Here is a 22,661-nt window from a genome sequence, read left to right as displayed (position 1 = left end):
CGATGCGTCTCCCTCTGCTCGCCCTGCTCGTCCTTGCCTTTGGCTCTTCGCACGCCCAGCCGACGCCGTGCCACAGCACGCCAGTCGGCTACGACGGCCCGTGCTACTACGGTGCGCTCCCCGCGTTCTTCGACGATTTCGCCTACGCCTCGGCGCGGACCACCGGCTCCATCGAGCACGCTCCAACGGGCGACCTCTTCGGCCTCAATGCGTGGACGATGCCCGATGGGACCGTGCAGAGCCGGGGGTGGCACCGCTTCAACCGGAGCAGCCTTCCCATCCCTGGCACCATCACGTTCGAGGAGCCATCGGTCATGAAGATGGGGCTGCCGGCCGGCTTCGAGGCCGAGGACTACGACCGGAGCCAGGTCGTCTTCTCGCCCCGGGCGATGCGAGCGGGGACGTACCTGTGGCGCGTCCGGCTCTCGGAGCACCGGGGCGGGCATGAGCTTCGCCAAGCCGTGTGGACCATGTCGCCCACGTCCTACATCCTCGAGTCGGACCAGAGTGGTCAGCCCGTGCGCAGGCGCTTCTGGTCCGAGCTTGACTTCGAGAACGAGAGCCACCCCCGTGTCCGCGGTCGGGATGGTGCCCCCGACCGTGACTTCGTCTCGCGCATGAGCGTCACCAACCACTTCGGCGTACACTACGAGCCAAGCGGCGCGCAGCGCATGGACGAGGCGGGGCCGGCCCCTAAAGGGACCGGCGACGGGTTCCTCGCACGAAACGGGCCGCCTACCCAGGCCTTCATGGAGACCGCCCCGGTCGTCGGCTCTTGGGCCGAACGCTGGCTCTACCTGGTGATGCACGTAGACGGCGAGGCGCAGACCGTGACGTACCGCATGATGCCGGAATCACGCGACCGGTCGCTTCGCTCCGTCGCCGAGCGCTCGGTCACGACCGGCCCCTCGTTCTACCCCCAGGCCCCGATGCACCTCGCCTTCTCCCTGCACTGGCTCAAGCCCAGGCACCGCGACCGGCACCCCCGCCTCCGCGCCTCACACAGCCTCGAAGTAGACTGGGCGTACTACACGCCTGCCGGCGAGCTGGACGTGGGGGACGTACTCGCGCAGGTGGCTCTCCTCCGCAGAGCCGACCTCACGCGCGTCAACACCACCGGTCGCCCGACCATCGAAGTCTACGACTACCCGGACAGCATCCCACTTCGGATCACCGGGCCGGACCGCGTGCAGTGCGGTGAGGCCGTCGACTGGACAGTGGAGGTGCATCGCATCGGGACGTACTTCACGTCCTACCGGTATCGGTACCTGGACCGTACGGGAGCGGCAGGGCCGTGGCGGGAGAGCGTGGACCGCACGCTCACCGTCACGCCGCACCGGAAGCAGACGGGCCTCGAACTGGAGGCAACAGCGCAGGACTTCTGGGAACCGCACGGCATCGTCCAGGGCGAGCACTGGAGGTATCCGAACCGTGACAACCTCACCACCCGGGCGCACCGTACCGTCGCGTTCGACTGCACCGAACGTTAATCTCAGAGCCTGTATTCGAAGTGAGGACGCAGGCGAGAACGAGCGCGGCGCGGGGCCTCCAGCGTTGTGCCACGCTGTTCGCAGTCCGTCACGTTCGGCTTGAATACAGGCTCTCGGCACTACGCAGCGTCGCTCCACCACGCGCGGAGGCCGGTAGCCTCCGCAGCGTGCGCGGCGTGCCGTGCGGCCTTTGCCTGCTCGAAGACGCCGAACACGGCGGCCCCGGAGCCAGAGAGTGCAGCGTACCCGGCTCCCGACTCCACCAGCGTATCTCGTACCCTGCACGCCTCGGGGTAGCGCTCGAAGATGGGTGCCTGGAAGTCGTTGACGAGGTCGCGGTGCCACCGCTCCAGGTCGTTTGAGAGTACCGTAGCGCGCAGGTCGGGGCCGGGCTCGGCGTTCGGCTGCACGAGCGCATAGGCGTCCCCGGTCGAGACGTGGACCGGTGGCATCACGATGGTGAGCGCAAACGGCAGGCGGTACGGCTCGGCGGCCAGCGGCTCCAGCACCTCGCCGCGCCCGGTGGCGAGCATCGCCTCGTCGTGGAGGAAGAACGGCACGTCGGAGCCGAGGCGGGCGGCGAGGGCGTGGAGCGCGGACCCAGGCACCTCGAGGCTCCACCAGTCGGCGAGCAGGCGCAAGGTGTGGGCCGCGTCGGACGATCCGCCGCCGAGGCCTGCCCCGTGCGGGACGTGTTTTTCGAGGTGGAGCGCTCCGTGGGGCTCGATGCCCGCATGTGCGGCGAGGGCATGGGCCGCGCGCACGCAGAGGTTGCGGTCGTCCACAGGCAGCGTCGGGTCGGTGCATGAGAAGCTAAAGGGCTTGCCATGCCGGACGGTCAGCCGGTCGCGCCAGCCGACAGGCAGGAGGACCGTTTCTACGTCGTGGTAGCCGTCCAGGCGACGGCGCAGGACGTGGAGACCGAGGTTGATTTTGGCCGGAGCTACTCGGCGCAGGGTACCGGCGGAAACAGGAGGACTCATTTTTGGCGAAGACGAAAGGCCGAAAAGCCGGAGACGGGGGCCACGGTTGCGCTAGGTTGGACGCGCCCTTAGTTTGCGGGCCGCCTGTCGTGTTTGCAGTCCAAATTTCGCACTCCGCCCCCCGCCAATGCCTCTCGCAGACTTCTGGGCCGTTCCCCGGCTCACCTGCTGCACCCTCCTGGCTCTCCTCCTCGTGCCGGCCGGCACCCAGGCGCAGGGGCTCAGCGGTCTCACCCCCGAGACGGAAGCCGCGTTCCAGCAGGCCCGGCGCGCCACGCTCCAGCGAGCGCTCACCGGAGACACCGTCCCGCTGGAAGGAGCACTCGACCCAGACGCCTACCTCGTCGGTCCCGGCGACGTGTTCGGTGTCACGATTGGGACGGCGATTCCGCTGCAGCTCAGCCTTCCGGTGACGGCTGAGGGTCTGCTCGTGGTGCCGGACGTGGGGACGTTCGAGGTGTCGGGCGAAACCCTGGGCGAAGCCCGGCGAGCGGTCCGGACCGGCCTGCAGCGCGCCTACCGCAACGTCCAGACGGAGATTGCGCTAGAGCGCCCCCGGCAGTTCTACGTCCACGTCGCCGGGACGGTGACCCGGCCGGGGCGGCACGTCGTCGTGCCGGTGGCCCGCGTCGAGGACGCGCTGAGCGCGGCGATGGACGACACCAACCCGCTGTTCGTGCTGCGCCAGCTCCGCCAGGCGGCCGCGCTCTCCGGCGAGCCGGCGTTCCTGCCAGCCCTGCGCAACGTCGAGCTGCGCCGCCGCGACGGCACGGCCGAGACCGTGGACCTCTGGCGCTACTACGCCTCCGGCGACCTCCGCTTCAACCCGTACCTCCGCGACGGGGACGCGCTCTACGTCCCTGCTTTCCGCGACGACCTCGCTGCGGTGGCCGTCGAGGGCGAGGTCTCGACGCCCGGCTCCTACGACTTCCGGGACGGCGACACGGCGCTCGACCTGCTCCTCATCGCCACTGACCAAGCGGACCTGGATGCCCTCGGGCCGGTCCGGCTTCTGCGGCGCGGCGATGCGGAGGGAGCCCAGACGCTCGATGCTGGTGCTCTCGCTGCGGGCCTCGCCGAAAACCCGAGCCTCCAGCCCGGCGACCGCCTGCTCGTGATGCCGCGCGACCTCGACGCGGGCGTCGCAACCGTGGCGGGCTACGTGCGCTACCCGGGCTCCTACCCCGTCCGCTCGGGCGAGACGACGCTCCAAGACCTCGTGGCGCTGGCCGGGAGTCTGCGGCCGGGCGCGCTCGCACGGGGAGCGTACCTGGAACGCCGGGGGGCTACTCGGTCAGCCTTGTACGAACCGGACCAACTCACCCCCTTCCGTGAGATTCCGCTCGACGCCGAGATCGCGCCCCTAGCCGTCCAGCGGGCCGTCGAAGCCGAGATCAGCGAGCTAACCCGGAACAGCGACCTCGACTTCGCTGGGCGGCAGTTTTACGGCCGGGAGCTGCTGCAACCGCAGCGCGTCTCGGTGGACGTGGCGGCTGCCCTCACCGGCACCGGCCCTGCCATTCCACTGCGGGACGGCGACCGCCTCGTGATCCCGGGCGACCCGCAGGCGGTACTCGTCGCCGGCCAGGTCCAGCGGCCGGGCTACGTCCCTGTCCAGGCAGGACGGGACGCGGACTACTACGTCGAGCAGGCAGGAGGCCGCAGCGACGCCGCCGAAAAGACCTACGTGCGGGACGCCGGAACAGGACGTATACGCCTCGCCACCGACGCCCCGCTCGCCTCCGGCGACTACGTCTTTGTGAACCGCGTCGGCGTTGGCGACACGCCGGCCGTGCAGGGGATCGTGCTCCAGGAGCGCGCCATCGAACTGCAGCAGGAGCAGAACCGCACCGCGCGGCGGTTCCAGTACATCCAGGCTGGCCTCGCCGCGGCCAGCGCCGTCGCCTCGTTCATCACGGTCTACCTCTCGCTGACCCGCGACTAGCCTCGCCGAGACCGAGCCGGCATGCGTCTGAGCGTCGGCGGTGCGTTGGTGGAGTGCTCATACCGCAACTGTTATGGATGTCGAAACCAGAGAAACCCGCCTTGGAGAACCGCGCCTCGGCAACGGGAGCACGCCGCCCAGCACTGTACCTGCATCGACTCGGGAACGGTCTGAGCAGGCGCTGTGGAGCGCAGCGGGCCTTCTGTACCAGCGCCGCCGGCTCATCGCTGGCGTCACGGCTGTTGCGGCCGTAGGGTCGATCCTCCTGGCGCTGCTGCTGCCACGCTACTATGCCGCTGAGGCGCGCGTGCTTCAGCCCGAGGGCGGCGCGCTCTCTGTGCTCAGCGGGCTCGTCGGCGGCCCTGGCGGCCTGGGCGGCCTCCTCGGCGTCGGCGGCGGCGAGTACACGCGCTACCTCGCCATCCTGAACAGCGACGGCATGAAGACCTCCGTCGTCGACGCCTTCGACCTCGTCCAGGTGTACGAGACCGACGACTCCGAGACGCCGGAGTTCGACGCGATGATGCGCCTGAGCAAGAACGTGGAGTTCGACGTGGACCCCGAGTTCCTCTCGCTGGCCGTGCGGGCCTACGACCGGGACCCCGAGCGGGCAGCCCGTATGGCGAACTTCATGGTGGAGAGACTCAACGAGGTGCACACGCGCCTCACCTCCGAGAATGCCGGGCAGACGCGCTCATTCATCGAGATCCGCTTGGCCGAGGCCGAGGCCGACCTGGACTCCGTGCGTGCCGAGTTGCAGACGTTCCAGGAAGAGCACGGCGTGGTGGAGCTAGAGACGCAGGCCCAGGTCTTCATGGAGGGCATGGCGGTGGCCCGGGCGAGCGTTGCGGAGACGGAGGTAGCCTACCAGACCCTCCTGAGCCAGTACGGCTCCGATAATCCTCAGGTGCGCACGGCACGGGAAGCGCTGCGCGCTGCGCGCGGCCAGGTCCAGGGTGCGCTCAGCGGACGGGACGCGCTCCTCCCTGTCGCCATGGGTGAATTGCCCGCGCTCACCCGCCGCTACGCCGAGCTGATCCAGGGCCAGCTCATCCAGGCCGAGATCATAGAGACGGTTTACCCGATCTACGAGCAAGCCCGGATTCAGGAGATGAACGAGACCGACGCCGTGCAGGTGCTCGACGCGGCGGTACCGCCCATCCAGCCGGCGCGGCCTTCCCGCCGCTTCATCGTCATCGTGAGCACGCTCTCCGGCTTCGTGCTCGCTGTGTCGTTCGTCCTCCTGCTCGCCTGGTGGCGGCGGCACTATCCCTACGTCGCCGAGCGGCTCCGCCGGGCCGCCGCAAACGCGGACGCGTGATGGCGGCGGACGCGCTGCCTTCGGTAGAGTCCGTCCGCCGCTGGGGCGAGAGACTCCTGGGAGCCTTTCTGGTGCTCGGCCTAGGGTCCATTTTCGCGCTGGGCTGGGCGGCCCCGACGTTCATCGTGCTGCTCCCGCTGGTGCTCATTGCGGGGGGCGCACTGGCTGTGCTCGTACGGCACCCACTGGCCCACCTCAGCGTGGTGCTCGTGGCGCTCGTGTTCGTGCTGCAAAAGGAAGAGGGCGTGCAGATAACGGAGGCCCTGTGCGGGGTCTACTACCTCAGCTACCTCGGGTCGTGGTTCGTCTACCACGCTGTACTGGGCCGCGAGCGCCTGCTCCGCACGCCGCTGGACTGCGCAGTCGCGCTGCTGCTTGTCTTCGGGACGGCCTCGCTGGTCCTCGTCCCGTTCACGGGCGGCCTCCCCGGCCCGGCCGTCCGCCAGTGGATGGCGCTCGTACTGTTCGCGTTTTACTTCCCGATCAAGGAGGCCCTGGTGCGCGAGCGCTACGGCGTCCACGTCATGCTGGGGACGCTGGCCCTCATCGTCCTGATCCTCGCCTTGCAGACCTTCTACAACTACGCCACGGACCTGCGCGAGGCAGAACACCTCTGGCAGATCGCCAACAACCGCGAGCGCGAGCACGAGCGGTTCCTCATGATCGGCCTCCTCGGGTCGCTCGTTTTCCTGCTCTACTTCGCGCGTACGCTGCGGGGCCAAGTGGTGGCGCTGGTCTTTGCTGCCGCGTCCTTCGCCGGCGTTGCCGTGGGCCTGAGCCGCGCCGTGTGGCTGGCGGTGGCGGCCGGCCTGGGAGTGCTGTTCCTGATTGTGGAGGGCAAGCAGCGCGTACGCCTCGTAGCAGCCGGCGCGCTGGGCGTGGGCGCGCTCCTCGCGGTGGGCACGCTACTTCTCGGGGACGCCTTCTCGCTCGTGATCCAAGGCCTGGCCGAGCGGTTCAGCACGATCGGCTCGGCGGGGTCGAAGGACGTCTCGCTCATCAACCGGTTCTACGAGTGGCGCACGGCGCTTGAACTGATCGCGGAAAGCCCCATCATCGGGCGCGGCCTCGGCGTCCCCTTCGACAACTACACCCTCATCTACTACGTCACCGAGAACAAATTCCACATCCACAACGCCTTTCTCGGCATGCTCTACCGGCACGGCATCGTCGGCCTCGGTCTGTTCGTCTTCATCCTGGTAGCCACGTTCGGGCTGGGGGTCCGCCTCACCCGCCGGCAGTCTTCCCGCTTGGAGTATGCCCTCGCCCTCACCGCGGTCACGGTGCTCCCCGCGCTGTGCGTGGCGGCACTGACGGAAGGCATGATGATGGATACCGGCGGCGTGTTCGCGCTGATGCTGCCCGCCGCGTTCGTCAGCGGGCTGGGCCAGCGTCACCGGCACGGCTGACCCACCCGCTTCGTCCCGTGCGCTTCCTCCTCGCCCCCTACCGCCACGTCCTGAAGAACCTGGCCTGGCTCAGCCTGGCCAGCGCGGCGGTCAAGCCGCTGTGGTTCGCGTTCATCACCTTCGGGTGCGCCCGCGTGCTCGGAGCCGACGGGTACGGCGCGTTCAACACCGCCCTCTCGCTGGGGGCGCTCTGCTTCGCCTTCACCGGCTTCGGCATCAACCAGTATACCGTGCGCGAGGTGGCGGCCGACCCGGCGGTGGCGTCGCGGTTCTTTACCAACTTCGTCGCCTTCCGCGTCGTCGCCTACGCGCTGGCGGCGCTGGCAGCGCTCGTCGCGGCGTGGCTCCTGGACTACGACGGCAGGCTGATCTTGGCCGTCGGGCTGGCCTGCCTGTACCAGGCCGCGACCAGCCTGCGGGAGTATGCCCACAGCTTCTTCCAGGCGTTCGAGCGGCTGCGCTACCAGGCGGTCTCGGTAGTGGTGGAGAAAGTAGTGGTGGTCGCGCTCGGCCTCGCCGCGCTGCTCGTGCTCGGCTCGGTCGAGGGAACGATTCTGGGCATGAGCCTCGGGATGGTGCTGACGACGGGCGGGGCCGTGTGGTGGGTCGCCCGTCACCTCGCGCCGTTGCAGCGCGAGTCGCTGGACCGGGCGTTTCTCGTCCGCTCGCTCCGCCCGCTGATCCCCTTCGGCCTGCTCAGCCTGTTCGGGATGTTTTTCTTCCGGGTGGACACCGTGATGGTGGAGGCGATCGGCGGACTGACGGCGGCCGGGCAGTACGGGCTGGCCTTTCGGATCGTCGAGGCGCTCAATCTGCTCCCGGTCCTGGTGGCCCAGGCAGCGGCCTACCCCCGGATGGCGCGGCTCGCCGGAGCGGGGACGTACGGCGAGCTGGGGTCGGTGGTGTGGGCGACAGTGGGCCTCCTGCTGCTCGTCTCGCTCCCGGCAGCCCTCGCCGTCGCGCTCGTGGCCGACCCACTGATCGGGTGGATTTCGCCGGACCCGCAGCTCGGGCCTGCCGCCGCCGCGCTGCGGGTGCTCGCATGGTCACTCCCGCTGACCAGCCTGCGCTCGACACTCTCCTTCGCCCTGCTGGCCCTCCGCGACCAGCGGCTCCTCGCGTGGATGCTGGGCCTCGGGGTGGCGTTTAACATCGGCCTGAACCTCGCTCTGATTCCCCAGTTTGGTGTGCAGGGCGCGGTCTACGCCACGCTCGCGTCTGAGGCGTGCCTGCTGGCGGCTCACGCCGTGCGCTACCGCATTCGGATACGGACCCTCACGACCTAGTAGACGGCCATGAAGATTCTCACGGTCATCGATACCCTGAAGCGCGGCGGGCGGCAGCGCGCCGCCCAGGACTACGCGCTCGGCTACCTCCGGGCCGGGCACGGCTCGGCGGTGCTCGCGGTGACCGGCGGCGGCCCGCGTGCCCAGGTGCTGCGCCAGCGCGAGGTGCCAGTGTTCATCGGCGGGGACGACGAGGCCGCCCGGGCGGAGGCGATCCGGGCGGCGCAGGCGTGGCAGCCGGACGCGGTGCATCTTCACAGCTTCGGTCCTCCGCTGCCGGTGATGGCCGAGGCCATCGCCCACCTCAAAGCCGCGCTGCCTGCCGCCCCGGTGCTCGAGACGACTTCGTTCGGGAAGGTCGATTACCGGCAGCGCTACACGCTCACGGACGTACATCTGCTAATGACGAGGTGGGCCTTCTGGCGCTGGCAGAAGTGGACGCGCTCGCTCCGCCTGCCCCCCCTTGGGGTGGTCGCCCCGATCACAGCGGACCCGACCTCGTTCTATCCCGTCACGGCTGCCGAGCGCGCTGCGTTCCGGCGCACGCACGGCGTACCGGATGACGCCTTCCTCTTCGGGCGCGTCGGCCAGCCGTCGGTGTGGAAGTGGGACCCGGTCATCTTCCCAGCGTTCGCCCGCGTCGCCCGCCGCTACCCCCAGAGCTACCTCTTTCTCGTCGGCCTCCCCCCGGAGCTTCGCCCCGACCTCGACGCCCTCGACGCGTCCGTGCGCGAACGGATCATCGAGGTGCCACTTCTGGACGGGGATGCGGCGCTGCGAGCGTGCTACGGCGCGCTCGACGTGTTTTTGCACGCCGCCCGGATCGGCGAGAGCTTCGGCCTCGTGCTGACCGAGGCAATGCTCTGCGAGTGCCCGGTCGTCACGCTCAGCACGCCCGCCCGCGACAACAGTCAGCTCGAAGTGGTCGGCCATCTCCGGGGGGGCCTCGTCGTCAACGGGGAGGATGGGATGGTGGCCGCGATGACGCAGCTGCTACGCGACGAGCCGCTGCGCCGCCGCCTCGCCGAGCAGGGTGCCGAGCACGTCCGGTCCACCTTAACGCTCGACCACGTAGTCCCGGCGCTGCTGCGTATCATCGAGATGGCGCGGGCGGCTCCGTCGCGCGACGCCCTCGCCCGCGCCCTCCGCGCCGCGCCCGACCTCGTCACGCACGTCTCCGACGCCGAGATCGTCCGCCGCCTGCACGACACCCTCGACCGCGTACCCCGCAGCCACGAACTGATGATGCAGTTGATCCACGTCCCGCTCGTCGCCCGGCTCGTCTGGGGGGCCAAAGCCCGGCTGAACCGCCTGCGGCGCGGTAACGCCTGACCTCTTCCTTCCCCGCCAGCACCGATGAACACCCGCGTCAAGCATCTCATCCAGCGAACGACCGGCCTGCTCCCCCGCAGCGCTCGGCACCTCCTGTTCCGCGCTGGGGTGGTCGCCGGAGGCACCGCCTCCTTCCCTAGCGTCTCCTCCACGCTCTCCTACCTGAAGCGGCGGGGGTTCCGCCCTCGAACGATAGTCGACGTCGGGGCCTACGTCGGGAACTGGACCCGCATGGTCAAGACGCTCTTCCCTTCGGCGCGGGTGCTGATGGTGGAGCCCCAGGCCGACAAACAGGGGGCGCTCGCGCGCGTCCGCGCCGAGTTCGCACCGAGCGCCCTCCTGCAAGATGCCCTGCTCGGGGCCGAAGACGATCAGCCGGTAGAGTTCGTGGTGATGGAGACGGGTAGCTCGGTGCTCGAGGAGCAGTCCGACCACTACCCCCGGACGACGGTCGCTCGCCGGACGACCACGCTTGACCGCCTCGTGGACGATGCCGGTTGGCAGCACGTCGATTTCCTCAAGCTCGACGTGCAGGGCTACGAGCTCGAGGTGCTCCGCGGAGCCTCGGCCTGCCTGCCGACGTGTGAGTTTGTCCTGATGGAAGTCTCGGTCGTCCCGATGAACCTGGGTGCTCCGACCGTAGACGAGGTGTTCGCCTTCATGACCGAGCGCGGCTTTCGGATGCTCGACCTCTGCGACCAGCACCGACGGCACGACGTGCTGGTTCAGGTAGACCTCCTCTTCATCAACGTGCGCTCTTCCCACGCCCCGCTGTTTTTCCAGGACCACGCGGAGTGGTGCGCCCGCCACGAGCACGCACTCGGCGATGTCCTCAGTCCGGCCACCTGGGCAGGTTGACCTCTTCCCTGAAACGGGACGCCCAGTAACCTCGGAGCCGCTCATGCACCTAGAACGCCGCCTGCGTGCGACCCGGCTGCTCGCCCTCGCCGGGATGCTGCTGACGGTGCTGAGCTACGGGACGTACAAGCTCGGCGGCGTCAGTGAACTCTACCCCTTCTTCCACTGGCGCCTCTTCTCCGAACCGGTCGGCTGGCGCGGCGGGGAGACGTACCGGCTCTACACCCGGCCGTCGCCCGAGGCGGCGTGGGAACGCCAAGCCCTGCGCGCGCTGCCTGCCTACTCGCTCAAGGACTACGTCTACCAGTGGGAGCCCCTCGTGCGCGAGGCGCTGGACGCTGCGCCCGGCTCGCCCGAGCGGCGGGAGACGCTGAGCGAGCTTCTGGTCTTCGCCCGGCTGACGGTTCCCGAAGCCACCGACTACCGCGTCGTCCTCGAGACGTTCGATCCCCTCGGACTGCTCGACGACCCCGCAGCCTATGACACCACGACTGTTCTCCATCTTACGCGGTGACGCGCCTCGGCACGTCGCGCTGAGCGAGACGGGACGGGCCAACCGTGCCTTCGGCGCGGCCCTGGCCGGGTTCTACGCCGACCGGGCGCTCCTGCTCTGGAGCGTCGTCTGGCTCGGCATCCGCTGGGCGCGCTGGCAGGACCTGGCAGCACGGCCGGCCGTGCTGTACGAGCCGGAGACATGGCTCGCCGCCCTCGTCTTCCCTGCACCGCCGAGTGCGGCGGCGTGGTACGCGGCGTTCGCGGTCTGCGCCCTGGCTATCGCCGCGTGCTGGCGGCGGCCTCGCCTGGTCGCGGCCCGGCTCGTCCTCGCTACGAGCGTGCTGCTCCTGATGAGCACCGAGTTCACCTTCGGCAAGATCGAGCACACGAACCACCTGTTCCTGCTGGCCCACACGTTTGCTCTCTTCCTGCCCGTCGGGCGGCCGGAGACCGTGGCCGAGGCCTCGCTCCAGGCCTGGACCGACGCGTGGTACCGGGCGGCGCTCCTCTTTCCGTACATGATAGCCGGGCTGTGGAAGTGGGTAGACATGACCGTCCGGCAAGTGCTCAAACCGGGCCTGACGTGGCTGCACCCAGACGCCCTCCCCATCTCCACGCTCTACACCTACCGCATCTACGACCTTCCGCTCGACGCGCCGGCCGCGCTTGCTCCCTTCGGCCCGGTCTACGTGATCGGGTACGTTGGGATCGCCCTCGTCTTTGCGGCGGCTTCCGTGGCGGCCTTCCGGCGGCCTCTGCTGCCGCTCGTCCTGTTGACCATCATCGCGTTCCACCTGACGAACGTGCTGACGCTCTACGTCCACTTCGTCACGACGTGCGCGGTCGCCCTCGTGCTGTTCTTCCCGTACGAGCGCGTGGTGCCTGCCATCCGCCGCTCGCTCACCACGCCGACGGCGACGGTGTTTGACGGAGCAGGTGCGGCGGCGCGTTACCGGCGGCACTACGCGAACGGAGACGTGGACTGCTTCGAAGGGTTCTACGCCTACCGCGAGCGCCTAGCCGACCGGGCGTGGCTGCGAGCAGTCCCGCTTTACTACCCGGGCCTCGCCGCGCTTGCGACCTGGGTGCTTCAGCGGCGGCAGCCCTCCGCCTCCCAGACCAACGCCTGACCACACGTCCTGCTCTCATGCGTCTCTGCATCCAGTGGCCCCGCTTCGGCCCGCTCCACCTCGCCCGTCTCTGCGCCACCCACACGCTCTTCGCCGAGCACGATGTTGAGGTTGTGGGACTGGAAACCGCCGGGGACGACGCGCTCTACGAGTGGAGGGTCGAGTCTGGAGCGACGCCCTTCCGCCGCGAGCAGGTCTTCCCCGACGGCGTGTTCGAGGCCATCCCACCTGCCGAGATGCACCGCGCGACGCTCGACACGCTCGACCGGCTCCGTCCGGACGGCGTGGCGATCATGAGCTACGGCTACCCCGACGCACGGGCTGCCCTGCTGTGGTGCCGCCGGAACCGGCGCGCCGCCGTGCTGATGCAAGCGACGAAGGAAGACGACGCCGAGCGCGTCGGGTGGCGCGAGCGCGTGAAGTCGCTCATCGTGCGGCAGTTCGACGCCGCGATCGTGGGCGGGACGCCGCAGCGGGCCTACACCGAGAAGCTCGGCCTGCCGGCATCGGTCGTCTTCGAGAAGTACAACGCCGTCGACAACGCCTATTTCCGCCAGGCGGCGGACGCGTCGCGCGCGCTTTCGTCCCCGCCTTCGCTTCCCGGTCTTGCCGGCGATGCGCCGTTCTTCCTTGCCTCCAACCGCTTCATCCCACGCAAAAACCTCGACCGGCTCCTCCTGGCCTACGGCGCGTACCGCAGGCGGGCGAACGCGCTCGGCCACGCCCCCTGGCGGCTGCTCATGCTCGGCGACGGCGTGCTCCGGCCGGACCTCGAAGGGCTCGTCGCCGAGCGCGGCATCGAAGGCGTCGCGTTCTGCGGGTTTCGGCAGATCGACGAGTTGCCGCACTACTACGCCCGTGCCGGCGCGTTCGTCCACCCAGCGCTCGCCGACCAGTGGGCGCTCGTCGTAAACGAGGCGATGGCGGCGGGCCTGCCGGTCATCGTCTCGACGGGTGCGGGCTGCGCGCGCGACCTAGTCCGCGATGGCGAGAACGGCTTCACCTTCGACCCGACCTCGGCCGAGGCACTCACCGAGGCTTTGCTTCGGGTAGCCGACCCGGCGGCAGACCGGACAGCGATGGGGACGCGCTCGCAAGAGATCGTAGAAGGCTGGGCCCCGGAGCGCTTTGCCGAGTCGATGTGGAGCGCGTTCCAGGCCGGGCTGCGCCGCGCCGACCGCCGCGCCCATCCCGTCGCCCAGACCGTGCTGACCGCACTCAACGTCCTACCCCGCGACCAGAAGGCATTCCACACCGTCGAGGCTTAGCCTTGCGCTCTCCTCCCGCATCGACCAGGTTGAGGGGAGGGCTGGAAGCACGGCTCCGGTGCCGGATCGTCTACGCCCGCCCCGTGTGACCGAAGCCCCCCGTCCCGCGTGCCGTCTCTTCCAGTTCCGCCTCCCGCACCAACTCGACCTGCTCGTACCGCGCCACGACGAGTTGGGCGATGCGCTCGCCGCGCTCTACGGTGAACGTCTCCAGGCCGTGGTTGACGAGTAGGACCTTCACCTCGCCCCGGTAGTCGGCGTCGATCGTGCCGGGGCTGTTGAGGACGGTGACGCCGTGGCGCATGGCGAGGCCGCTGCGGGGGCGGACCTGCCCTTCGGTGCCGCGCGGCAGGGCGAGCTTGAGGCCCGTCGGGATGAGCGCGTGCATACCGGGGGCGAGAGCGACGGGCTCGTGCACCGCAGCGCGAAGGTCGAGGCCCGCTGCATTTTCGGTGGCGTGGGCGGGAAGGGCGAGGCCCTCGCCGTGCGAGAGAATTTCGACGGGGACGCGGATGGGATCGGTCATGGGACGAGAAAGAGGTGGGGGCGACGCAGTACGTCGCCCCTACGAAGAGCATGAAACGGTGAGGCTGTCAGGAGCCAGCCACGACGGGGGCCTCCTCGGCCTTTGCCATCATCCGCTTGAACGGGCCGGCGGCGAAGAAGAACACGACGCCCGCGCCGATGGCAATCGCGGCGACGAGGCCCATGAAGCTGGGCAGCGCCATCGTGTCGTAGAACGAGGCGATGTAGCCCGCGACAAAGTTGCCGACCGACGCTCCGAGGAACCACACGCCCATCATCAGCGACGAGACGCGCGCCGGGGCGAGCTTGGTCATCGCGCTCAGGCCGACCGGCGAGAGCGTCAGTTCGCCGAGCGTGTGGAGGAGGTAGGTCAGGACGAGCCACCACCACGGCGAGACCTGCGCGCCGCCGGCCGCCGCGCCGCCCGCGACGACCATCACGAGGAAGCCCGACCCGAGCAGCGTCAGGCCGATGCCGAACTTGGTCGGGGACGACGGGTCCTTGCCGCGCCGCCCGAGCCACACCCAGAGCGCGGCGACGGCGGGGGCAATCGTGAAGATGAAGAAAGCGTTGGCCGACTGGAACCACGCCGTCGGGATGCCGCGCACGCCGTCGGCGAGCGTCTCCAGACCCGGCAGCCAGGCCAGCCAGTCCGGCAGCCCGCGATCCGTCGAGCGCTCGGCGAAGAGGTTGAGGCTGGAGCCGGCCTGCTCGAACGCCGCCCAGAAGACGGCCGCGCCGACGAAGAGGAGCCCGATGAGGTAGAGCCGCTTGCGCTCGACGTTGGTCCAGTAGTCGCGCGTGTAGAGCCAGCCGAAGAGGCCGCCCACGATGACAAGGAGCAGCACCGTGTAGACCGCCGTGACGCCCTCCTCGCTCGCCGGCACGATCCCGGCCGCCATCAGCCCGTAGATCCCGCCGACGAGCACGAGCACGCCGAGGAGCCCCTTGACGAACATCGACGACGAGGCCGACTTCTCGCGTTCCGCCTCGGCCGTCAGCGAGCCGACGTTGCTGATCTGCTTGCCGAAGAGGACGTAGACGATCATCCCGACCGTCATGCCGACGCCGGCCGCGGCGAAGCCGTAGTGCCAGCCGTAGTTGACCGCGAGCGCGCCGCAGACGAGCGGGGCCGCGAAGGCACCCATGTTGATTCCCATGTAGAAGATCGTGAACCCGGCGTCGCGGCGGGCGTCCTGCGGCGAGTAGAGCTGCCCGACCATCACCGAGATGTTCGGCTTCAAGAGGCCCGTCCCGATCACGATCAGCCCCAGCCCGGCGAAGAAGAACAGCGTCGTCGGGATCGCCATCGTGAAGTGCCCGGCGGCGATGATGATGCCGCCGACGAGTACGCTCCGGCGCTGCCCGAGCAGGCGGTCTGCGATCCACCCGCCCGGGAGGTTGACGAGGTAGACGAGCGAGGTGTACATCCCGTAGATGAGCGACGACTTCGCCACGTCGTAGCCCAGGCCGCCATCGACGGTCGCGGCCGTCATGAAGAGGACGAGGAGCGCGCGCATCCCGTAGTAGGAGAAGCGCTCGAAGAGCTCGGTAAAGAAGAGGTTCGACAGCCCGAGCGGGTGACCGAAGAAGCGCGTGTCGTTCGCCCCGACGGCACCGGCAGCGGCGCTCGCGCCGGCTATCTCGTGCGCGGCGAGGTCGGTGGAGGCTTCGGCGTTGGGGTCTTTGGCCATAGGGCGTGCCCGGTCTAGTGAGAGGAGCGCCCCGGTCAGGGGCGGCGCAAGCGTAGAGAAGATAGCATGAACGGGGCGGCGGTGCCGCATCCGCTCCCTTCGGCAACGGGCGGAGCCGCGCCGTTCGCACCGAGCCGCACCGAAGTGCCCTGTTTCGGAGGACAGAGGACGGCAGACAGAGGACGGTAGACAGAAGACGGTGGACCGAGGGATAATCAGCAGAGCGAGACGGTATGTGGTCCTGGCAGGCGTAGGGGCGCGGCGGTGCCGCGCCCGAGGGTTCGCTCCAACCCCGACCAGGGCGCAGCGGTGCTGCGCCCCTACGGTCTCGGGGACCCGGCGAGGATGTGGGCGGCGAGGGCGTGCGGGGCGCGGTCCTCGCTGCCGAGCGTGGCGATGGCGTCGCGGAGGGTGGCACGGCGCTCCGGGGTCCAGAAGCGTCGCTGCCAGCCGGCCTCGACGAGGCGGCGGACGCGGCGGCGGAGGCGGTCGTCGCGGGCGGCCTGCCAGCGGTCCTCGCCCAGCCAGTCGCGGTGCTCCTGCATCGCCTCGGCGAGAGCGTCCAGCCCCTCCGCCTGCGTGGCGACGGTCTTCACCACCGGCGGCATCCAGGTCGCCTCGTCGTGGGCGCGCAGCCGGAGCATCGAGCGAAGCGCGCCGACAAGCGCGTCGGCCTCGGGGTGGTCGGCCTTGTTGACGCAGAACACGTCGGCGATCTCCATGAGCCCGGCCTTCATCGCCTGCACCACGTCGCCGCTCTCAGGCACGAGGACGACCACGACCGTGTCGGCCGCCTCGGCCACGTCGAGCTCGCCCTGTCCGACCCCGACCGTCTCGACGACCACCCGGCTGAACCCGGCGGCGTCGAGCATGTCGCACGCGGCCTCGGTCGACTCCGAGAGACCACCGCCCGCGCCCCGTGCGGCGAGGCTGCGGTAGAACACCCCGTCGTCGCCCAGCCGCTCGCCGAAGCGGACGCGGTCGCCGAGAAGCGCGCCGCCCGTGAACGGGCTCGACGGATCGACGGCGACCACGCCGACTGTCTCCCCCGCCTCGCGCATCGACCCGATCAGCCGGTCGGTGAGGGTCGACTTGCCCGCACCCGGAGGCCCCGTGATCCCGAGCCGCCATGCCTCGCCGGTGTGTGGATAGAGCGCATCCACGAGGCCAGCAGATCCGGACAGCCCGTTCTCAACCCGTGTGATGGCGCGGGCGACGGCGCGGCGCTGCCCATCGCGGACGGCAGCGGCAAGGGTGGCGGAATCGGGGCGGGACATGGCGCAGAAGATAGAGCGTGGCAGTGTCGAAGATGGAGGGTTGAAGATGGAGGATGGCACGCCATTTTCCATCCCCTATTCTCTATCCTCCCCACGCCCCCTCGCGCCGTCCCCATAACTTTCGCCGCTCGCACACCCGACCACGCTACACCCGAAGCGCCATGCCTGACCACGGTCCCCGCACCCACACCAACGGCGCCCTCCGCCCCGATCACATCGGCCAGACCGTCACGCTCAAAGGCTGGGTCGACACCCATCGCAACCTCGGCGGCCTCCTCTTCATCGACCTCCGCGACCGCTACGGGCTGACCCAGGTCGTCTTCTCGCCCGACGCAGACCAGGCCGCGTTCGACGACGCCGCTGCCCTCCGCGCCGAGGCGGTGATTTCGGTGACGGGCGAGGTCCGCGAGCGCGAGAGCAAAAACCCCGACCTCCCGACGGGCGACATCGAGGTGTGGGCGGGCTCCATCGAGGTGCTCAACACGGCTGAGCCGCTGCCGTTCGCGGTGACGGTCAAGGAGGAGAAGCAGCAGAACACGAGCGCCGACCTCCGCCTCCGCTACCGCTACCTCGACCTCCGCCGGCCCACGCTCCAGGAGAACCTCCTGCTGCGGAGCAAGCTCTACCAGAGTGTCCGGCGCTACTTCGACCGGCACGACTTCGTCGAGGTCGAGACGCCGGTGCTGATGAAGTCGACCCCGGAGGGCGCGCGCGACTACCTCGTCCCGAGCCGCGTCCACCCGGGCCAGTTCTACGCGCTCCCGCAGAGCCCCCAGACCTACAAGCAGATCCTCATGATCGCGGGGCTGGACCGGTATTTCCAGATCGTCAAGTGCTTCCGCGACGAGGACCTCCGCGCCGACCGCCAGCCGGAGTTCACCCAGATCGACGTCGAGATGACCTTCCCGACGGAGGAGACGATCTACGCGATGATGGAAGGCATGGTCGCGGCCGTGTGGCGCGACCTCAAGGGCACCGAGCTTGAGACGCCGTTCCCGCGCATGCCCTACGCCGAGGCGATCCGCCGCTACGGCTCCGACAAGCCCGACCTCCGCTTCGGCCTCGACCTTCACGACCTTTCGGAGACCTTCGCTGGTTCCGGCTTCCGGCTGTTCGAGAACGCCGGGGCCGTCGTCGGCATCCGCGTGCCAGGCGAGGGCGACCGGGGGCGCGGCGCGATGGACCGGCTCGACAAGGACATCGTCCGCAAGAAGATCGGCGCGGGCGGGCTGATCTACTTCCGCCTTCCGTCGGGCGGCGGTGAGACGAGTTCGTCGGTCAAGGCCGAGGTACTGCCGAGCGAGTTTGTCGACCGGGCGGTCGAAGCCGTCGGGGCAGAGGCGGGCGATCTCGTCCTCGTCCTCGCAGGCGACGCGCCGAAGGTCTTCGAGCAAGCCGGATCGCTCAGGCTACACATGGCGAGCGACCTCGGACTCATCCCCGAAGGATCCGACGGCCCCTGGAAGTTTCTCTGGGTGACCGACTTCCCGCTCCTCGACTACAACGAGGACGACGGGCGCTTCCACGCGATGCACCACCCGTTCACGTCGCCGAGGTCCGAAGACATGGACAAGCTGGACGAAGGGAGCCCTTCGTTCGACCCCGGCGCGGTCCGGGCGCGGGCCTACGACCTCGTCCTCAACGGCTCCGAACTCGGCGGCGGCTCGATCCGCATCCACAACCGCGAGACCCAAAGCCAGATGTTTCGCGCGCTCGGGATCGACGAGGACGAGGCGCAGGAGCGCTTCGGGTTTCTGCTCGACGCCTTCCGCTACGGGGCCCCGCCCCACGGCGGCATCGCCTTCGGCCTCGACCGGATCGTGATGCACCTCACCGGGGCGGCCTCGCTCCGCGACGTGATCGCCTTCCCGAAGACGCAGAACGCGACCGAGCTGATGAGCCGCACGCCGGACGCGGTGGACGACCACCAGCTCGCCGACCTCCATATCCAGTCTGTGCTACCGGAGGACGAGGAGGCATAGAACCGAAGAACCCGCCGAACCGCGAGGGTCCGGCGGGTCCGGGCGCGGGCAGGCTCCGCACCGAGCTTGTCCCGCCCGCAGCCAGCTACGGCTAGCGCACGAGCGTCACACGCTGCGTCTCGACCGTCCCGCCCGCGCTCAGGCGGAGGACGTAGACGCCGCTCGCCAGCCCGTCGGCGCTCCAGGTCGCCTCGTGGTCGCCGGCTGCCTGCACGCCCTCGGCGAGCGTGGCGACGCGGCGGCCGAGCGCGTCGAAGACGTCGAGCCGCGCCTCGGCCGGGCGGGGCAGCGCGTAGCGGACCGACGTGGAGGAGGCGAACGGGTTCGGGTAGCTCGGCGCGAGCGCGACGGCCTCGGCGACGCCACCCTCGGCCTCGGTGTCGACGAAGTTGCCCATGTGCGCGGAGATCCACATGTGCCAGCCGTCGCTGCCCTGGAACCACGCGTCGGACATGTTATTCCAGGAGCCGTCGCTCCAGCGCTCCCACTCGAACCCGGAGGCCGCGCCGAGCGCTGCGGTGCTGGCGATGTTGAAGTCCTCTGCGCCGTAGGGCGTCTGGTACTCGACCGCGACGAAGAACGAGCCGTCGACCGCGACGGGAGCCGAGAAGACGTGCTCGGTCGGCGGCGAGGGCGTGTTCGGGTCGCCGTCCACGTTCATGTCGGCGAGGCTGTAGGTCTGCGAGAAGAGCGGCGCCCCCTGCGGCCCCGAGGCGGGCGTGCCGCCGTAGACCCGGAGCGTGTAGGACGCGATCACGGGTGTCGCCGCGCGGGCGCTGAAGCGGACGCTGACGCCCGCAAGCTGCCCCGACCCGCCGCCCGGCACGGCGAAGGCGACGGCCTTGCCGGTGTCGTCGTAGCCGTTCGTGCCGTGGACGTAGCCGCCGGTCTGCGCGGTGATCGTGTTCTGGGTGTCGCCCTCGCGGATGTGCGTCAGGACCGTGCCGCCCCCTCCGCCGCCGCCGCCGACGGTCAGCGTGACGGGCACGCTCACGCTCGCCTCGTCAGGGTCGTTCGAGGTGATGAGGATCGTGCCGTTGTGGGTACCCGCGCCGAGGCTCGACGCGTCGAGGCGGACGGTGACGGTGCTGGTCGCGCCGGGGGCCGTCGTGCCGGACGGGGGGCTGGCCGAGAGCCACGACCCGCCGCCACCGCCCTGGCCGAGCGCGGCATCGAGTTGGAGGCGAGGGTGCGTGAGGCCGTTGCCCGGGTCGGTGATCGGGACGCCGGTGGAGGCGATGGCGTTGAAGATCTCGGTGACGCTCGCCTGCGGGCGCTGGCCCTTGAGGACGGCCCACGCGCCGGCGATGTGCGGCGCGGCCATCGAGGTCCCCCCCTTCGGCCCGAACCCGCCGCCGGTGACCGAGGACGTGATCGAGTTGCCGGGCGCGAGGAGGTCCAGCGACGGCGAGGAGTTCGAGAAGTCCGAGACCGCGTCCGCCATCGAGCCGCCGGAACCGTCGCCCGTCGAGCCGACCGCGATGGCCGACGAGATGCACGCCGGCTCGCCGATGGCATCGGTGTAGCCGTCGTTGCCTGAGGCGATGACCGTGGCGATCCCCGCCGAGCGGAGGTTGTCGATGATCGGCTTGAGCGGGCTTGCGTCGCAGTCGCTCGAGAAGCGCCCGCCGCCGAGGCTCATGTTGGCCGAGGCGATGGCAACATTGCCGCGCTGGCTGTAGACGTACTCGAGGCCCCGAATCTGGTCCGACTGCGCTGTCCTGACGCACGCGGATTGCCCACCGCACGCCTGCGGGTCGGTCAGGATGGAGAAGACCTGCACCGCGATGAGGCTCGCGTCGCGGGCGACGCCGGAGAACGAGCTGCCGCGCCCCATCGCGATGCCGGCGACATGCGTCCCGTGGTCGCACCCGTCGATGCCGGGCGAGCACGCCGCTGCCGCGCCCGGCCCGGTCTGCTGGCCCTGCCCGTTCGGGCAGGTGGACTGGACGCCGGGGCCGTTCGTCGAGAAGCAGGCCTCGGCCACGGTGCGCCCGCCGAAGAACGGGTGCCCCGTGTCAACGCCCGTGTCGAGGACGGCGACGGCCTGCCCGGCCCCGGCGAACCCCTGCTGCCACGCGGCCGGTGCCCCGACGATGCCCGTGCTCTCGGCGAGCGAGGGGGCGAGCCACGCGTCCTCGTACACGGCGTAGACGCCGGGGTCGGCTTCGAGCGCGGCGAGCGCGGCGGCATCGACCGTCATCGCCACGTAGGGCACCGTCTCGAAGCGCTTGACGTTCTGCACGCCGAATGCCGCAAGCCGCCCGAGGAGGGCTTCGCCTTCGCCCGCGATCCGCTGGCGCTGGCGCTCGGCGCCGTCGGCCCGGTCGAACTCACCCTCGGGCCGGAACGCCGTGCTGAGGCCGACGATTACGGCGACCTCGCCGCGGTCTTGGACGACTTCGCGGAGCGCGGCAAAGTCCGAGGTCGCGGGCCGCGAGGCGTAGAGCACCGCCACGGCCGGCTCGCGCTGCGCACCGCCGGGGCGGCTGGCCGTAGCTGCCGCGCTCCAGGTCAGCGACCCGGCCCCGGTGTTGCCGATCGTGAGGTCGAGCGTCGTGCTCGCGCCGGGGCTGAGCGACGCCGAGAGGCTGGACGGGGTGACGTTGATGTCGGGCGCTTGCCCGCCGCCGCCGCCGTTCTCGCCGAGGGCGCGGAGCACCCACATGTCGTCCTGCCCGTTCTGGAGCACATCGCCGAGCGCCGTCCAGTCGCCCGCGCTGCCGGTGCCGCTGAAGAAGCCGCGCCCAGTGTAGTTGCCAGTCCCCCGCGTGTCGGCCCCCATTGGGTAGGTCACGCCCGAGAAGCCAACGACGATGAAGAACGACTCGCCCGCCGCGAACGGCCCGACCGGCGCGCCGAAGTTGAACCCGGTGAGGTGGCCGTCCTGCGACGGCGCGTTTGCGGTGCCGGAGAACAGCAGGGTGCCGCCCGTCGGGTTGTTCGGCCCGGCTGCGTCGTCGTAGACCTCGATCAGCAGCGGCGCGCTGCTGAACTCGGTGCGGTAGGCGACGCGCGCACCGAGGAGCGTGAACGAGGAGCCCGCCGTGAACCGGGTGGCGGCGTAGAACGGGACGACGTCGCCGAAGCCGATCACGTCGTCCGGGACCGCGTTGCCGTCGTCGTAGAGGATGGAGTCCGGGGCCATGCCGCGCTGTGCGGCGGAGGCGGGGTCGGGACGGGCGAGCGGCATCGTCACGCCCGCCGCCTTCGGCTGAAGGCCGGCCTCGGACTGCTGCGCCTCGGCAGCGCGGGGCGTGAGAAACAGAACGGCGGCGAGGAGGCTGAGGAAGAGTGCGCGGTACATGGGGAGGCTCCCGGTTTTCGATGAGTAGGCCGGGGCCGCAGCCCCGCTTCCCCATCAAAGACGAGAAGCCCCTTCCAATCGGCTCACGCGAGCGCCTGGGCTGTGTTTGACGAATCCTCAACGGCCTACGCACGGCCCCGAACGTTGCCTGCCGCGTTGTGCTGCATCGCCGCAGCTCGGGCTACGTCTCTTCAGAAACTGTTTGGGGAAGGAGCGGGAAGCCGAGACCGAGCGAGGCCGACCGCCGCAAGGAGCGCGAAGCAGCCGATGCCGAGGCATCGGCGATGGAGCGCGACGCCGCAGCGGGTGGCCGTAGCCGGTCGCAGGCCGCGACTTTCGTTCACCAAACAGTTTCTTAG

Annotated in this window: 16 protein-coding genes; 11 read left to right on the top strand and 5 right to left on the bottom strand. The window is 69.9% G+C overall.

Features of this window, described 5'->3' with window-relative positions:
* Window positions 1-2: 2 nt before the first annotated feature.
* Complete coding sequence (locus tag AAGI91_01585) at window positions 3-1,490, top strand: hypothetical protein (GenBank protein ID MEM1041296.1); 1,488 nt, start codon at window positions 3-5, stop codon at window positions 1,488-1,490.
* A gap of 119 nt (window positions 1,491-1,609) precedes the next feature.
* Here AAGI91_01585 and ispE read toward each other — a convergent pair whose 3' ends face one another.
* On the bottom strand, window positions 1,610-2,473 hold the full coding sequence (gene ispE / locus AAGI91_01580) for a 4-(cytidine 5'-diphospho)-2-C-methyl-D-erythritol kinase (GenBank protein ID MEM1041295.1): 864 nt from the start codon (window positions 2,471-2,473) through the stop codon (window positions 1,610-1,612).
* A gap of 127 nt (window positions 2,474-2,600) precedes the next feature.
* Here ispE and AAGI91_01575 point away from each other — a divergent pair, with 127 nt between their 5' ends.
* The 9 genes from AAGI91_01575 to AAGI91_01535 all read left to right on the top strand — a co-directional run bounded on the left by AAGI91_01575 (window position 2,601) and on the right by AAGI91_01535 (window position 13,517).
* On the top strand, window positions 2,601-4,418 hold the full coding sequence (locus AAGI91_01575; GenBank protein MEM1041294.1) for an SLBB domain-containing protein: 1,818 nt from the start codon (window positions 2,601-2,603) through the stop codon (window positions 4,416-4,418).
* Window positions 4,419-4,491: 73 nt separating this feature from the next.
* The gene (locus tag AAGI91_01570) at window positions 4,492-5,739 is read left to right on the top strand and encodes a lipopolysaccharide biosynthesis protein (GenBank protein MEM1041293.1); all 1,248 of its coding nucleotides are present in this window, start codon (window positions 4,492-4,494) and stop codon (window positions 5,737-5,739) included.
* Window positions 5,739-7,148 (top strand): O-antigen ligase family protein, encoded by a 1,410-nt coding sequence (locus AAGI91_01565; GenBank protein MEM1041292.1) that lies wholly within the window; start codon window positions 5,739-5,741, stop codon window positions 7,146-7,148. The genes AAGI91_01570 and AAGI91_01565 overlap by 1 nt, the downstream gene beginning before the upstream one ends.
* A gap of 17 nt (window positions 7,149-7,165) precedes the next feature.
* Entirely contained in the window at window positions 7,166-8,434 is a 1,269-nt protein-coding gene (locus AAGI91_01560) for a flippase (protein MEM1041291.1), read from the top strand.
* A gap of 9 nt (window positions 8,435-8,443) precedes the next feature.
* Window positions 8,444-9,766, top strand: a complete 1,323-nt coding sequence (locus AAGI91_01555; GenBank protein ID MEM1041290.1) for a glycosyltransferase family 4 protein — start codon at window positions 8,444-8,446, stop codon at window positions 9,764-9,766.
* A 24-nt stretch (window positions 9,767-9,790) separates the two neighbouring features.
* Window positions 9,791-10,624 (top strand): FkbM family methyltransferase, encoded by an 834-nt coding sequence (locus AAGI91_01550; GenBank protein MEM1041289.1) that lies wholly within the window; start codon window positions 9,791-9,793, stop codon window positions 10,622-10,624.
* Between the two features lie 43 nt (window positions 10,625-10,667).
* Complete coding sequence (locus AAGI91_01545; protein ID MEM1041288.1) at window positions 10,668-11,138, top strand: hypothetical protein; 471 nt, start codon at window positions 10,668-10,670, stop codon at window positions 11,136-11,138.
* Window positions 11,104-12,249 (top strand): hypothetical protein, encoded by a 1,146-nt coding sequence (locus AAGI91_01540; GenBank protein MEM1041287.1) that lies wholly within the window; start codon window positions 11,104-11,106, stop codon window positions 12,247-12,249. Before AAGI91_01545 ends, AAGI91_01540 begins: the two co-directional genes overlap by 35 nt.
* A gap of 17 nt (window positions 12,250-12,266) precedes the next feature.
* Window positions 12,267-13,517: a glycosyltransferase gene (locus AAGI91_01535; GenBank protein MEM1041286.1), complete on the top strand. Its 1,251-nt coding sequence runs from the start codon at window positions 12,267-12,269 to the stop codon at window positions 13,515-13,517.
* 70 nt (window positions 13,518-13,587) lie between these two features.
* Here the strand turns inward: AAGI91_01535 and dut are convergent, their stop codons facing one another.
* The 3 genes from dut to meaB form a co-directional block, all read right to left on the bottom strand.
* The gene (gene dut / locus AAGI91_01530; GenBank protein MEM1041285.1) at window positions 13,588-14,043 is read right to left on the bottom strand and encodes a dUTP diphosphatase; all 456 of its coding nucleotides are present in this window, start codon (window positions 14,041-14,043) and stop codon (window positions 13,588-13,590) included.
* Window positions 14,044-14,110: 67 nt separating this feature from the next.
* Window positions 14,111-15,736, bottom strand: a complete 1,626-nt coding sequence (locus tag AAGI91_01525) for a peptide MFS transporter (GenBank protein ID MEM1041284.1) — start codon at window positions 15,734-15,736, stop codon at window positions 14,111-14,113.
* A gap of 320 nt (window positions 15,737-16,056) precedes the next feature.
* The gene (gene meaB / locus AAGI91_01520) at window positions 16,057-17,013 is read right to left on the bottom strand and encodes a methylmalonyl Co-A mutase-associated GTPase MeaB (protein ID MEM1041283.1); all 957 of its coding nucleotides are present in this window, start codon (window positions 17,011-17,013) and stop codon (window positions 16,057-16,059) included.
* A gap of 161 nt (window positions 17,014-17,174) precedes the next feature.
* On the opposite strand from meaB, the gene aspS reads away from it, so the two are divergent.
* On the top strand, window positions 17,175-18,995 hold the full coding sequence (aspS, locus tag AAGI91_01515) for an aspartate--tRNA ligase (GenBank protein MEM1041282.1): 1,821 nt from the start codon (window positions 17,175-17,177) through the stop codon (window positions 18,993-18,995).
* 91 nt (window positions 18,996-19,086) lie between these two features.
* On the opposite strand, the gene AAGI91_01510 is transcribed toward aspS, so the two are convergent.
* On the bottom strand, window positions 19,087-22,302 hold the full coding sequence (locus tag AAGI91_01510; GenBank protein ID MEM1041281.1) for a S8 family serine peptidase: 3,216 nt from the start codon (window positions 22,300-22,302) through the stop codon (window positions 19,087-19,089).
* Window positions 22,303-22,661: the final 359 nt, after the last annotated feature.

It is taken from the genome of Bacteroidota bacterium (assembly GCA_038746285.1).
Classification (GTDB): domain Bacteria; phylum Bacteroidota; class Rhodothermia; order Rhodothermales; family JANQRZ01; genus JANQRZ01.
The sequence above is the reverse complement of the archived record's forward strand: the minus strand, read 5'-3'. Positions and strand labels throughout refer to the sequence as shown.

Excerpts from the sequence above, each read along its gene's own strand:
- meaB (MEM1041283.1), bottom strand. The coding sequence starts at position 17,013 with ATGTCCCGCCCCGATTCCGCCACCCTTGCCGCTGCCGTCCGCGATGGG.
- AAGI91_01535 (MEM1041286.1), top strand. The coding sequence starts at position 12,267 with ATGCGTCTCTGCATCCAGTGGCCCCGCTTCGGCCCGCTCCACCTCGCC.
- AAGI91_01565 (MEM1041292.1), top strand. The coding sequence starts at position 5,739 with ATGGCGGCGGACGCGCTGCCTTCGGTAGAGTCCGTCCGCCGCTGGGGC.
- ispE (MEM1041295.1), bottom strand. The coding sequence starts at position 2,473 with ATGAGTCCTCCTGTTTCCGCCGGTACCCTGCGCCGAGTAGCTCCGGCC.
- AAGI91_01550 (MEM1041289.1), top strand. The coding sequence starts at position 9,791 with ATGAACACCCGCGTCAAGCATCTCATCCAGCGAACGACCGGCCTGCTC.
- AAGI91_01555 (MEM1041290.1), top strand. The coding sequence starts at position 8,444 with ATGAAGATTCTCACGGTCATCGATACCCTGAAGCGCGGCGGGCGGCAG.
- AAGI91_01510 (MEM1041281.1), bottom strand. The coding sequence starts at position 22,302 with ATGTACCGCGCACTCTTCCTCAGCCTCCTCGCCGCCGTTCTGTTTCTC.
- dut (MEM1041285.1), bottom strand. The coding sequence starts at position 14,043 with ATGACCGATCCCATCCGCGTCCCCGTCGAAATTCTCTCGCACGGCGAG.
- AAGI91_01540 (MEM1041287.1), top strand. The coding sequence starts at position 11,104 with ATGACACCACGACTGTTCTCCATCTTACGCGGTGACGCGCCTCGGCAC.
- aspS (MEM1041282.1), top strand. The coding sequence starts at position 17,175 with ATGCCTGACCACGGTCCCCGCACCCACACCAACGGCGCCCTCCGCCCC.
- AAGI91_01575 (MEM1041294.1), top strand. The coding sequence starts at position 2,601 with ATGCCTCTCGCAGACTTCTGGGCCGTTCCCCGGCTCACCTGCTGCACC.
- AAGI91_01585 (MEM1041296.1), top strand. The coding sequence starts at position 3 with ATGCGTCTCCCTCTGCTCGCCCTGCTCGTCCTTGCCTTTGGCTCTTCG.
- AAGI91_01525 (MEM1041284.1), bottom strand. The coding sequence starts at position 15,736 with ATGGCCAAAGACCCCAACGCCGAAGCCTCCACCGACCTCGCCGCGCAC.
- AAGI91_01545 (MEM1041288.1), top strand. The coding sequence starts at position 10,668 with ATGCACCTAGAACGCCGCCTGCGTGCGACCCGGCTGCTCGCCCTCGCC.
- AAGI91_01570 (MEM1041293.1), top strand. The coding sequence starts at position 4,492 with ATGGATGTCGAAACCAGAGAAACCCGCCTTGGAGAACCGCGCCTCGGC.